Here is a 13,451-nt window from a genome sequence, read left to right on the forward strand (position 1 = left end):
CCCGTCAAATCAGCGCCCACTCAGGCGTCATACTTGGATGGCTGCACTTCTATGGACGGGCGTGGTGGTTACACCTCCCCTCTTCCTTTTCCTTCTCAACCGTGCTGGGGACATAGAACTTAAGTTTCAGAGCGTTTTTGTCAATCCTGGCTGGATTCATACTGCGCTTGATCTCCTGATATGGTTGGTTGGCCTGTTGGGTATCATCGTGGTTATGAAGTGGCGGCAGAGGGAGGACTGGCAGCTGTCCAGGGTGCAACAGGAACTGCAGTTGACCCAGGCAGCGGTTGAGCAGATGCACGACAGCCTGTTTCTTCTCGGGAAGGACGGCTGCATCAGGTCTGTGAATAGGGCAGCAATACGCAATCTCGGCTATACGCGTCAGGAGTTGCTGCAGATGCGCGTGATGGACATCAACCCGGATGCGGATAAAACTCTCTGGATGAAGCACTGGGAAAGGATGCCCCAGATTGGCTCCTGGACCTTTGAAACCCACCATCGACGCAAGGGTGGGGAGATCTTTCCAGTAGAGGTGATCAGTTCCAGATTCTGGTATGGTGGCAGGGAGTACCTGCTCAGCATCGCCCGTGATATTTCTCAGCACAGAAAAACTGAGGCACTGCTTGAGCGGCGCCTCCAATATGTCACCCGTCTCTCCGCTTTCTCACGGGGACTTCTGCAGCCGTCTCCAGATGCCATACCCTGTGCGTTGAAGCATCTGCTGGAGGCCACTGTTGCCAGCCGGGTCTATCTGGCGCAGGTGGGAGATACACCGGACCAGGTAGTCAGCATTGCTTCAAGCCATGAGCAGTGTGCCCCGGCCGTCGAGCCCCGGTTCAAAGAGCCAGAATTCCAGAGCGGTTCCCTTCAGGTCAGCTCACCGCAACGCTGGCTGCGGGTGCTGAGACAGAATCAACCCGTTTTAGGCCTGGTGGATGACCTGCCAGCGGAGGAGCAGGCCTGCCTTTTGGAACGAGGGGTCCTGTCGATTCTGATTATGCCGATCTGGATCGATAAGAAATGGGGGGGGTACATTGGTCTGGACGATGTCTGGAACAAGCGGGACTGGCTGGATGGGGAGGTCGATGTTCTGCGCACGGCAGCTGAAATGCTGGGTGTCTATCTGTCCCATGAAAAGGCGGAGACCACGCTGCGCAACAGTGAACAACGCCTGTCAGAGGCCCAGCGGATCGCCCATATCGGGAGCTGGGAGTGGTGCCTGCATGACAATTCGCTGGTCTGGTCCGATGAGACCTACAGGATCTTTGGTGTGGACCCGGACAGGTTCGTGACCAGTTACGAGGGCTTTCTGGAATGTGTTGCCCCGGATGACCGGGAGCGGGTGAGAGCGGCGGTGGATGCCGCCTTGTGGGAAGGGGCTGTCTATTCGATTGATCATCGAATCCAACATCCGGATGGGAGCATGCGGGAGGTGCATGAGCAGGGCGAAGTGATCTTCGATGGTTCGAACAATCCGCTGGGCATGAGGGGTAGTGTACAGGATGTCACCAGACAGAAAGAGACCGAACAACAGTTGCAACAACTCCTGAAACAGAACCAGCGGCTTCATCGTCGCAGTATGCGCATTCAGGAAGATGATCGAAAGCGGCTGGCCCACGAACTCCATGACGAGATGGGACAACTGTTGAGCGCAATCAAGATGGATGTCGCCTATATCCAGAAGAAATGGGGCCATAATTCGACCGAACTGGCATCGGTGACAGCGGATATTCAGGATATCGTGTTTCAGGGCATCCAAGGCATCCGGGAGATCACCCAGCGGTTGCGACCGCCGATGCTGGACCAGTTTGGTCTTCTGGATGCCATACAGGAGCTGGTGGATAAATGGCGACAGCGTAATCGTGATACCAAGATCAGCCTGTCGATGGTGGATGAGATACCGAGGCTGTCGGATCTGCAGGAGATATCCCTCTATCGCTGTGTTCAGGAGGGTCTCACCAATATCAGCCGCCATGCCCAGGCCGATTACGTAACTGTAAGCCTGCGGTTTGAGGATGAATGGCTGGTATTGGCCCTGGAGGACAATGGGCGTGGTATGGACCCCGCTTCGACCCATGATGGTCTTGGACTGTACGGATTGAAGCAGCGTGCCGAGGCCGTTGGTGGTGCTGTATGCTGTCGGTCGGTGGGCGGGCAGGGTTTCTGGTTGAGTATGGTATTGCCACTCGCCCCGGCGAAGCTGGACGGCAATGACTGATGAGCTGTTGTCGGTTTGGCTGGCCAATGCATCGTCGTTGGTCACTCTGGGAGTGGGTTATTGTCCAGAAGGGGCTCCGGTTCCCGAGCATGCAGCGTTTGCCAATCATCCAAAGCAGTGATGACTCTTATTATGAGTGCAGGAAAAACATACTATTCTCTTGGAATGCCCCATCAGAAAACCACTATCATGCTGGTCGATGACCATTCCGTGGTTCGAGCCGGTTATCGGCGTCTTCTGGAGATGCAGCCGGAATTCCAGGTGGTGGCTGAGGCAGGTGACGGACCAGAGGCCTGTCGACAGTATCACAAACATCACCCGGATCTGGTGATTATGGACCTCTCCCTGCCGGGCATGGGCGGGATGGAGGCCGCCAGACGGATGCTTTCTCACCACCCGCACGTGCGTATCCTGATCTTCACCATTCATGACAGCAGCGTCTTTGCAGAACGCGCCCTGAGGATGGGGGTGTCGGGTTACATTACCAAATCCAGCGATCCGGACGTTCTGCTGGAGGCAGTGGCTCAGGTGGCGGCAGGTGAGACCTATCTGGGACCGGATATCGCGAAAGAGCTGGCACTGCGCCAGATCAGCAAGAATAACTCACCGCTCAGCCAGCTCTCTGCAAAGGAATTCGGGATCTTCCTAATGATGGCGGCGGGCAACAAACGGGCCACCATTGCAGAGACTCTGCACATCAGTGTCAAGACGGTCTCCAACTATGCCCATCAGATCAAGAAAAAACTGGGCTTATCCACTGATGCTGAGGTCGTTCACCTGGCAATCCGCCACGGCCTGATCAAAACCTAGTCGCGCAGCAAACAGCCTTAGGTAAAGGGAGTGGAGTCAGGTTTGATGGAAATCAGCGGCACTGAATGCCCCGTTGCTTCGATCAAATTTGACTCCGACCCCTAAGACGTAAGCTCTGGTAGAGCTGCGTGTATGGGCGAGAGAGGGAAAAGTTCCTGATAAAAGAGGGAAAAAGTCCCGGCATTTGTAGTGACGATAACAGAAGTTTTCTGTGACTGCAGGCTATACAGTGATCCGTTTCCAGGTCGCTATCTCCATATCAATCAAAGAAATGATTTGGAGGACCCTCGCGCACGGCAAAGCGCTTTGGGTTGATTTTTGGATTACAGAGATCACAATTGAAGCATACGCACCCCCAACCTCCATGGTTGTTCTCCCTGACCCTGTTGGGCAGTGTCCTGTTGATCGCCATGAGCCTGCTGGTGATCATCGGCTGGGCGTTCGACATTCAGGGCCTGATCCAGCTTCGGGCATCACTCCCTCCCATGCAGCTCAACACCACCCTCGGTTTTATTCTGATGGGTATGGGCTTCTGGTCCCTTGCGCATCAGAGGTCTCTCCTGGCTTCCATATTTGGTCTGCTGGTTATTGTGCTAGGGATCGCAACTGGTCTTCAGTATCCCATGGGAGCGGATTTCGGTATCGACCAGCTACTGATGGAACAGCCTCTGCAGCACGGGGTTTCAAGCCCGGGACGTTTGGCACCCAATACCGCACTGGCGTTTGCCCTCAGCGGTATAGTCCTGCTCAGCCTCTCCTTCACCAGGCATACCGGCTGGTTGGTGAGTCTGGGGCAGGTAGCTGGACTCCTCATCAGCTATCTCGCACTGGAATCGTTGGTTGGCTACATGGCGGGGCTGGAATCCGGTTATGGCTGGTTCTCGTTTACCCGCATGGCCCTGCATAGCGCCTTTTTGTTCTTCTGTATCGGTGGTCTGTCAGTCGCCTGGACGAGCTGGGAACTGATATCGATATGGCGTCGCCAGAGTGATGAGGGTCTGGATCTGAGCAACTGGCTCGATTCCGCGAAACAGGCGCGCTTGCGGATCCTGTGGAATGTAACCCTGATTATGGCTATGGCATCACTGCTGGTTGGAGTCACGGTAAGCCGGGTACTGCTCCACTCGGAATGGCTGCAGGAAGAGAATCACCTGATGCTGCAGGCGGAAAGGATGGCTGGCGTCGTTCAGGCCTTCTCCCACGACGCCGAGGGCCAAGAGGGGCTCCTGATGGACTACCTGCGGCATGATGATCGCAACGGGTTACCCCGAGATCCGCACAGTCTGGCGTCTGAGACCCTGATTGCTCGCCGCCAGGGAACGGGGTTGCACTGGCTGGACGGTTCAGGGGCACTGGCAGACGTCGAACAGATCACAAAGCCGCTTGCCTATGCGCCGGATGAGGCCATGCGCCGGGCCCTGCAGGGGGAACAGGGGGTCTATACGGGGCAGGATCGCCAGGGCAGGGAGTGGCTGTTGGCCTACCGTCCGGTACCTGATTCCAGTCTGGGTCTGGTGGTTGGTCTGTTGGCCGAAGAGATCGTGGCCCCCTATCTTCACGCCTTTCTGTTTGCCGGGGTGCTGGCGGGTCTGGTTATCCTGGTCAGTGCCCTGGCGGTGCTGCTCAGGGTCAATCCCATCATCCGCAGGATCGAGGGGGCCGACAGGCTGGAGCAGATCAACCAGAACCTACTGGCGGAGATCCGGCAGCGGAAGCGGGCGGAAAATGGACTCCAGCAACTGACCCAGACCCTGGAACAGCGTGTTCAGGAGCGGACGCAGACCATCGAGCGGGAGAAGCAGCAGAAACAGATCCTCAACCAACTGCTGCAGATCCACCAGGCAAGAGGTGCGCTGAGCGATAAGCTGGAATCTGCCCTCGCTATCCTCTGTTCCCAGCAGTGGCTGGGTTTGCAGCCCAAAGGGGCGATCGTGCTGATGGAAGAGGAAGGATGTCACCTGCGGCTTTCGGCACAGCTCAACACGCCAGTGGAGCTGCAGAAGGTCTGTAGCAGAGTGCCTGTCGGTGAATGTGCCTGTGGCTGGGTCGTACGGCATGCTCATCCCTTGTTGGCAAGTCAGGCAGAAGTGCAGCTGAAAAGTGGTTGTCGCGCAGGGCTGGAGAATGAGCAGTATCTCTTGCCCCTGATCATCAACGACACTGTGATTGGCGTGCTCATGCTCTATCTGGATGCCGGGCGCCAGCTGGCCGGGCAGGAAACGACCTTCCTTGAGACCGCCTGTGTAACCCTGGCCGGTATCGCGGAAAGGGCCAGAGCTGAAGAGGCCCTGAGCAACAGCGAGGAGCGGTTCTCCCTGGCCATGCGGGGAACCAACGATGGGCTCTGGGACTGGGATCTCAAGGCCAACCAGATCTATTTTTCACCCCGTTACCACGCCATGCAGGGGTATGCGGAGGAGGGGGTGGTGCAGCCGCCGGAGGCCTGGATGACCCAGGTCCATCCCGATGATGTCGACAACCTGAAGCAGGCCATCAGGCGCCACTTGGATGGCGCCTCCGATCATTTTGTCTGCGAGTACCGGATGCGCCATCGAGATGGCGAGTATCAGTGGCGGCTGAGCCGGGGGCTGGCCATCCAGGGAACGGAAAACGAGCCACATCGCATGGTGGGATCCACCACCGACATCAGTCAACAGAAGGCGATCGAGGAGCAGCTGCTGCATGATGCCTTTCATGATGCATTGACCGGACTCGCCAACCGGGCGTTGCTGGTGGAACGGCTGGGTCATGTCCTGCAAATGGTAAAGAGAAGACCGGATTATGAAGTGGCCATACTATTTCTGGATCTGGATCGTTTCAAACTGATCAACGACAGCCTGGGGCACCTTCTCGGTGATCAGCTGCTGGTGGAGGTGGCCCGGCGTTTGCGTGGCCTGCTACGGAGGGAGGATACGGTGGCGCGTCTCGGTGGCGACGAGTTCGTGGTGCTGCTGGAGGGCATGGATACGGAAGTCAGGGTGTATGAGATCGCCCGCCGCATCCAGCAGGAGCTGGATCGCCCCATCGATCTGAACGAGCATTTGGTGAGGACCGGCGCCAGTATTGGAATCGCCTTTATCGGTGAGGCGTATCATCGTCCTGAAGATATGCTGCGGGATGCGGACAATGCCATGTACCGGGCTAAGGAGCGAGGCGGGGGCACGTTCGAAGTCTTCCGCAGTGAGATGCACCAGGGCACGATGGCCCGCTTTAACCTGGAGAACGAGCTACAGAGTGCGCTGAACAATGGGGAACTAGAGGTCTACCTGCAGCCCATCGTCAGGCTGACGGATCACTGCATCCGGGGGTTCGAGGCTCTGCTGCGCTGGCAGCATCCTGAACGGGGCTGGTTGTCACCTGCTGAATTCATCCCGGTGGCTGAGGATACCGGGTTGATACTGCCCATCGGTACCTGGGTTATGCACCGTGCCTTCGGTTTCCTGAATGAATTGAAGGCTCACTATCCGGAGGATGTTTCACCTCGGATCAGCATCAACCTGTCACCGCGACAGCTCACCGATGCCAAACTGGTCAAGACGGTGAAGAACCTCCTGACCGGTCACGGGATCGATCCGGGCCTGGTGCAGCTGGAGATTACAGAGTCCGTGATCATGAAAGATCCGGAGTCGGCGGCCCAGGTGCTGGGCGAACTCAAGGCCCTGGGTATCAGACTCAGCATGGACGATTTCGGCACCGGTTATTCTTCGCTCAGCTATCTGCACAATTTTCCCCTGGACGTGCTCAAGATCGACCGCTCGTTCATCACACGTATGGGGGAGCATGAGCGTAACGAACAGATGATAAAAACCATCCTAGATCTGGCAGACAGTTTCGATATGGAGGTGGTGGCCGAAGGTATCGAGGAGGAGTGGCAGATGCAGCGCCTGCGGGAGATGGGCTGTAGTTATGGCCAGGGTTTCCTGATGGCTAGACCGATGCCGGTCGATGAGATTGCGCGGTTTTTGCAGGATCAGGCTGAGCAGGGGAGGACGTGTGCCTCCAGGTCTGCAGCAATGTAGCTGTAGAGATTTGCCACTGCAGATTTTACGCCCCCATTTCGGAAATGGAGGAAGGTTACAAAGGGATGCATTGCTATGAAGATGAGCACGCTTTTGGTCCGGGAGGAGATGACATCAATGCTTCTGTTGGGCCTGCTGACACTATCGGTGGCAGGGACCGGTCTTGGCATAATCAGCCTGCCGATGCAGAGCCTGTTGCTACTTGCCGGAATGGGGCTGTTCAGCCGCTACTGGCGGAGTATCGGTAAGTCGCGGAGCGCGCTGGAAGGGATCTCGAGGCTTGCGGACGCACTGAACGACGGCCACTTTGACTATCGTATCGGCTCGGCAAGCCGGGGGGGGCGCCTCGGCGATATCGCAGACCGGCTGAACAGCGCCATGGCGCGGCTGGATGGCACTCGCCGGACTATCCTCCAAGGTCTGCAGGAGACCGTATCGGGTGTCTACCGTGGCATGACCGATCAGGGTGAATCCGATGCGGGTTTTCTGGCCCTGCTGGGGCAGGTGGATGGGTCGTTGCAGCAGATCAGCGGCCGGATGAAGGAACTGAACCGGACGGTCCTGCTGGCCAACCTGAGTGAGGCAGAGGTCAAGGTTGATCACCTGATCTATATGCAGAACGGCTATGCAACGCTCATGCACGGCGCTGATTCGGAGTTTGGCCGGGCAGTTGCGGTGGACCATCACAACTGACGTTTCGGTAAATGGTACGACAGCGGTGTCGGACGCCAGGAGTTCTCCCATCTTCCTGCCTATGAGCGGCTCCGGGAACCCCACGAAAAGGTTCACAGTTCCATGCATAGGGCGCTGTTGGTTCTGAAAACAGACTGGGAGGATATTGAAGAAAACCAACAGTTGGTATTGGAAAATTTTCAAATGCTCGGGGCCGCAAGCCAGGCATTGATGGCCATCCTCGATCAACTGACCGACGAAAAGAAACGCTACGAATCCGTTGCCGAAGCAGCGGGCGGGGAAGTCGAGCTGTTCTGATGTGATAGAAATAATGGGAAACCAAGATGAATCGTTATGAATGTGAGATATGTGGTTGGGTTTACGATGAAAAACAGGGGATGCCCGAGAAGGGGATTCCACCAGGCACGCCACTCGATCAGATACCAGAGGAGTGGGTCTGTCCCGATTGCGGTGCCGACAAGGACGTATTCAACCAAATCTGAGTGCGACCACGGAAAAGATTGAACGATCATTGTGTCTGATAGGCAGAGGAGATGAGATGTTAAGGAAAGCAAGGACGGAGCAACTCCGAGTCGGTATGCATATCCTGTTGCCGGGGTCGTGGAGCACGCATCCTTTTTTGCGAAACCGCTTCAGAATCAAGTCCCAGGACCAGATTCGAAAGATCGCCGAATCCGGCATAGTGGAGGTCTTTGTTGATCCTGCTCAAAGTACGGTACCTGTGCCACCGGCAACAGAGGATACAGGGCCTTCACTGGATGAGCTGGCACATCTGAGTCATGAGGGGAAGGTTGTAGATCCGAAGACACAGGCGCCGCCAGAGGGGTGGGACCCAAACCGATTGAAGGTGGAAGCGCTGACCGCTGCCATCGAAGACCAGAGTCTGACACCGCAGGAAAAGGCTCAGGCGGTGTATCAACACTCCATGGGCATGATGGAGCGGCTGGTGGAGCATCCAACCAGCGAGAATATTCTGACTTCCAAGCAGGCGGTCAGTGCCATCACCGATCTGATCCTCTCTGATGATCAAACAGCTAAAAGCCTGCTACGCATTACCTCCCACGATTTCTATACCTATACCCATTCGGTCAATGTGGGGGTGACGGCGATCATGCTGGCCAAGGCACTGTTCAGCAAGTCTGATGCCCACGACCTTCATGAACTGGGTGCGGGGTTTTTTCTGCATGATCTCGGCAAGGTCAAGGTCGATACTGCCATCATCAACAAGCCCGGTCGCCTGACGGATCGGGAGATGCAGCGGATGCGCACCCACCCCTACCAGGGCTACAAGATGTTGGCTGAAGCAGGAGCACTCTCCGAGGAGTGCCGATATATCGTGATGCAACATCACGAGTTTACTGATGGCAGTGGCTACCCGAAGCGCCTCAAAGGTGATGAGATACATATCTACGGACATATCTGCGGTATTGCGGATGTATTCGATGCCCTGACCGCGGAGCGCTCCTACAAGAAGGCCATGACGCCCTTTGATGCGCTGAAGCTAATGCAGCAGCAGATGTCCCACCACTTTGACAGAGAGCTGTTTAGCCGATTCGTGCTGCTGTTTCAGTAGATATGCGGTTCATGGCGGCGATGGAAGAGGCGCCGGTCATTGAGCGAATAAAAGCAATTTCCTTTCTCTTGTCTCTTATCCTGCTAAAGTTGCCTACTCTGGCGCCGTTAAATCGCTATATTCGATAGAATTGCGCATAGCGATTAGATGTTTGCCTTTCGGTATCGCTCTCATGATGGATCGGTCAACAGAGGAAACTGGCATGAAACAGAAGCAGGGCAGCGCCATCTACCTGACACCTGCCGAGGTGGCGGAGATGCTATTGGTGGCACCGGTAACCGTGCGCCAATGGGCTCAGAAGGGCTGGCTGCATGCGGAGATGACCGGAGGTGGTCACCGCCGTTTCCTGTGGCGCGAAGTAGAGCGCTTCGCTCACGAGCGAGGCATTCGTCTCCATACCCGGCCGGGAGGGGATCTGCGGCTGCTGATTGTCGATGACGATCGGCAACTGGTGCGTTACCTGACCGAGCTGCTGGTGGATCGTTCCGGGTTGGAGGTGGTCGAGAGCGCCCACGACGGTTTCGAAGCCGGCATGAAGGTGCGCTCTTTCAATCCTGATGTGATCCTCCTCGACCTGATGATGCCGGGGCTCGATGGTTTCACGGTGTGCCGGCAGCTGCGAAGCGATCCCGTCACCCGTGCCGTTCGGATCATTGCCATGACGGGCTTCCATACCCCAGAGAATGAGGCGCGCATTCTGCAGGCTGGCGCCGAGGTCTGTCTGGCTAAGCCATTCGATCGCGACAGGCTTTTTGCACTGTTGGGTCTGGATGGGAAGGGTGCTGCCGGGGCGGAGGTGAAGATCAGGGGTCATGCCGCCGCTGATAAAGGATTGAAACGATGACTCAGCCAGCCAGACAGCTCAGCGAGTCCAATCCCTACCGGGTGCTACTGGTCGATGATGAGTCGGGGCAGCGGTTCCTACAGCGGGAGATCCTCTCCTCGCCCGATTTTGAGGTGCGGGAGGCAACCGATGGCCGCTCCGCCCTGAAGGCGATCAGAGAGCACCCTTTCGATGTGGTCCTGCTGGATAAACGCATGCCGGGCATGACCGGCGACGAGGTCTGCCGCCGGATCCGCGAGGAGATGGACGACCGGCTGCTACCGGTGATCATGGTGACCGGCATGGGCAGCAGCGATGAGCTGGCTCGCAGCCTCAACATCGGCGCCACTGATTTCATCCGCAAACCCTATACCCCCACTGAATTGATTGCCCGGGTGGAGGCGGCGGCTAGCCACAAGCGTCTGCTCGACCAGTTGGAGCATGTGGAGTCGATCTACTTTGTGGTCGCCCGCATGGTGGAAGCGCGAGACTGGCACACCGGCCGCCACTGTGTTCGGTTGGCCCACAATGGGGCCCTGTTTGGCCGATATCTTGGGCTCGATGACCGCTCCATCGAGTTGCTGGAGCACCTGGGCACCCTGCACGATATCGGCAAGCTGGCGATCCCGGATCATATTCTGCTCAAGCAGGAACAGCTCAATGCCCAGGAAGAGCGAGTGATGCGTCTGCACCCGGTGGTAGGGGCCAGACTCTGCAGCGGTATCAAGGCGCTGGAGCCATTGGTTCCGCTGATCCGACACCATCATGAACATTGGGATGGGAGTGGCTATCCAGATGGTCTGCGGGGAGAGGAGGTTCCCTACCTTGCGCGGGTCTTCCAACTGCTCGATATCTACGACGCCCTGGCCGCAGAGAGGCCCTACAAGGGTGTTCTGCCCCACGGAGAGATCATCAGGTATTTGGAGCGGGAGCGGGACCTGGGGCGCCTTGATCCGGAACTGGCTGGTCGGTTTCTCGATTTCCTCCAGGAATCGCTTGGTCAGATGCAGCTCCCGGCCGGGGGAGAGAACGCCCCGGACGATTTTTCTATCGTCGAGAGCCTCATGGATCTGGAGCCTGAGGCAAAGGAGCGGGCCAGCATACCGCCACTGGCGAAGGCGGAGCTTTCCTCCGCTGGACGCCGCTGGCGGAAAGAGGATGCCGCCGAATTCGCCGGGCAGCCTCGGCAGGACGCCTCCCGCTTGGCGGTGGTGGACTACAGCCAGTTGAGCCAGCGTTTTGCCGCCATTCTCGATGCGACCACCGTGGGTCTCTTCGGCCTCGACCGAGATGGCAGGGTCACCTTCGTGAATGGCGCTGCCTGCCGTCTGCTGGGGCACAGCGAGGAGGGGCTGCTAGGCGGCACCCACCACGACCGGGTGCATTATGCGAAATCCGACGGCAGTACCTACCCTCTCTCGGAATGCCCCATCCACCAGAGTCTGCAGACTGGCAAGATAGTCCATGGCGAGGAGCTGTTCTTTCATCGCGATGGCCGGGGAATAGCCGTGGAATTCACCTGTTCCCCCCTGGTTGACGGGGGAGAGGTGGAGGGAGTCGTTGTCACCTTTCAGGACATCAGCGAACGCAAGGCCGTCAAGCGTCGGCTGAGGCTGGCAACCACGGTGTTCGACAACACCCACGACGGCATTCTGGTCACCGATGAAAAAGGAACCATCCTGACGGTCAACCCGGCCTTCAGCGAGATCACCGGTTACAGTGAGGCCGAGGTGCGGGGGCAGAATCCCCGCCTGCTTCGGTCCGGCAAGCAGAGGGCCGATTTTTATGAGGCCATGTGGTCGACGATTCGCCAGCGGGGACGCTGGCAGGGTGAGATCCGAAACAGGAATCGAGATGGGGATATCTTTCCTGCCTGGCTGACCATCAGCAGCGTCAAGGATGACCAGGGAGAAGTGACCAACTATGTCGGTATCTTCTCCGACATCTCCCCCCTCAAGCACAGCCTCGAACAGATCGAGCACCTGGCCAACCATGATCCTCTTACCGGTCTGCCCAATCGGTTGCTGTTTCTGGATCGCCTCAAGGTCGCCGTGCGTCAGGCACGTCGCGGCGGCCATGCGTTGGCAGTGCTGTTCCTCGATATCGATCGTTTCAAGGATATCAACGACAGTCTGGGGCACGCTATGGGCGACCAGTTGCTGTTGGAGATGGCTGCGCGCGTTCGCGGGCAGGTGCGGGAGGAGGATACCGTCGCCCGACTCGGTGGTGATGAGTTTGTGATTCTCATTGGAGATGTGGAGTCAGCCAGCGAGGCGGAGCTGGTGGCGAGAAAGGTGATGCAGGGTCTGGAGGTGCCGATCCGGCTGGAGACCTCGGAGATCATTCTGCGGGTAAGCATGGGGATCAGCCTCTATCCCAACGACGGTGAGAGTGCGGATGAACTGATCCGGCATGCTGATATAGCCATGTATCATGCCAAGGAGCGTGGCCTCAGTGAATATCATTTTTACAACGATGAGATGAGTGCTGGTACGCGGGCGCGTCTGGCCATGGAGTCGGCACTGCGTAGAGCTATCGAGGGTCAGGAGTTTGAGCTTCACTACCAACCTCAGGTCAATCTTGCCGATGGCGGCCTGTGTGGTGCCGAGGCACTGCTGCGCTGGCATCATCCACAGGAGGGATTGGTGACCCCTGACAGGTTTATCCCGCTGGCGGAAGAGACGGGGTTGATCGAACCCATCGGTGCCTGGGTGCTGGAGAGCGCCTGCCGCCAAGCCGTGGAATGGCAGGTTCAAGGCATCTCCTTCGGCCGCATCGCGATTAATGTCTCAGGTGTGCAGATTCGGCGTGGCACCCTGGTGGAACGGGTGACAACGGCGCTGGAGCTGAGCGGCCTCGATCCCACCCGCCTGGAGCTGGAGATCACGGAAAGCGTCATCATGGAACAGACGGGCCAGACTCTGACGATGCTGCAGGAACTCAAATCCCTAGGTGTGCAGCTCTCGGTGGATGATTTTGGCACCGGCTACTCCTCTCTCAGCTATCTGCAGCACCTGCCGGTGGACAAACTGAAGATCGACCGGGCCTTTGTCTGCAATCTGCCCAATGCAGGTAAGGATAAGGCCATCGCGCGGGCGGTGATCGCCCTGGGGCAGGGGCTTGGCTTGCAGACTATTGCTGAGGGGGTGGAGACGGAGGCGCAACGCGATTTCCTTCGACAACATGGTTGCCAGGAGGGACAGGGATGGCTCTTCGGGCGGCCCATGACGTCGAAGCTATTCACCCAGCGCTATGTCGGACATTGACGTGACGGTCCCTTGCCCCTCACTCATCATAACCTCAAGTACTGCCTGT

9 protein-coding genes are annotated in these 13,451 nt (G+C 57.6%); all 9 read left to right on the forward strand.

Annotated elements, in window-relative coordinates; all coding sequences use genetic code 11:
* Positions 1–253: 253 nt before the first annotated feature.
* The 9 genes from L0Y14_RS07165 (at position 254) to L0Y14_RS07205 (ending at position 13,402) form a co-directional block, all read left to right on the forward strand.
* Complete coding sequence (locus L0Y14_RS07165) at positions 254–2,218, forward strand: PAS domain S-box protein (RefSeq protein ID WP_006474685.1); 1,965 nt, start codon at positions 254–256, stop codon at positions 2,216–2,218.
* A 165-nt stretch (positions 2,219–2,383) separates the two neighbouring features.
* A complete protein-coding gene (locus L0Y14_RS07170; RefSeq protein ID WP_251859290.1) occupies positions 2,384–3,028 on the forward strand; it encodes a response regulator in 645 nt (214 codons plus the stop codon).
* Between the two features lie 338 nt (positions 3,029–3,366).
* Positions 3,367–7,047 carry an EAL domain-containing protein gene (locus L0Y14_RS07175; protein ID WP_251859291.1) on the forward strand — a complete coding sequence of 1,227 codons (3,681 nt, stop codon included), beginning with the start codon at positions 3,367–3,369 and terminating at the stop codon, positions 7,045–7,047.
* Between the two features lie 117 nt (positions 7,048–7,164).
* Positions 7,165–7,740, forward strand: coding sequence for a hypothetical protein (locus tag L0Y14_RS07180; RefSeq protein WP_006474680.1), 576 nt, complete (start codon positions 7,165–7,167; stop codon positions 7,738–7,740).
* A gap of 102 nt (positions 7,741–7,842) precedes the next feature.
* The gene (locus tag L0Y14_RS07185) at positions 7,843–8,037 is read left to right on the forward strand and encodes a hypothetical protein (RefSeq protein WP_040819512.1); all 195 of its coding nucleotides are present in this window, start codon (positions 7,843–7,845) and stop codon (positions 8,035–8,037) included.
* A 26-nt stretch (positions 8,038–8,063) separates the two neighbouring features.
* Positions 8,064–8,222, forward strand: a complete 159-nt coding sequence (locus tag L0Y14_RS07190) for a rubredoxin (protein ID WP_005959185.1) — start codon at positions 8,064–8,066, stop codon at positions 8,220–8,222.
* Positions 8,223–8,278: 56 nt separating this feature from the next.
* Positions 8,279–9,313, forward strand: a complete 1,035-nt coding sequence (locus L0Y14_RS07195; protein WP_081417694.1) for a cyclic di-GMP phosphodiesterase — start codon at positions 8,279–8,281, stop codon at positions 9,311–9,313.
* A 202-nt stretch (positions 9,314–9,515) separates the two neighbouring features.
* Positions 9,516–10,157 carry a response regulator gene (locus tag L0Y14_RS07200; protein ID WP_006474675.1) on the forward strand — a complete coding sequence of 214 codons (642 nt, stop codon included), beginning with the start codon at positions 9,516–9,518 and terminating at the stop codon, positions 10,155–10,157.
* Positions 10,154–13,402, forward strand: a complete 3,249-nt coding sequence (locus L0Y14_RS07205; protein ID WP_005959188.1) for an EAL domain-containing protein — start codon at positions 10,154–10,156, stop codon at positions 13,400–13,402. Before L0Y14_RS07200 ends, L0Y14_RS07205 begins: the two co-directional genes overlap by 4 nt.
* The last annotated feature ends 49 nt before the right edge of the window (positions 13,403–13,451 follow it).

This window comes from Candidatus Endoriftia persephonae, from assembly GCF_023733635.1.
In the GTDB taxonomy this organism is placed as follows: Bacteria; Pseudomonadota; Gammaproteobacteria; order Chromatiales; family Chromatiaceae; genus Endoriftia; species Endoriftia persephonae.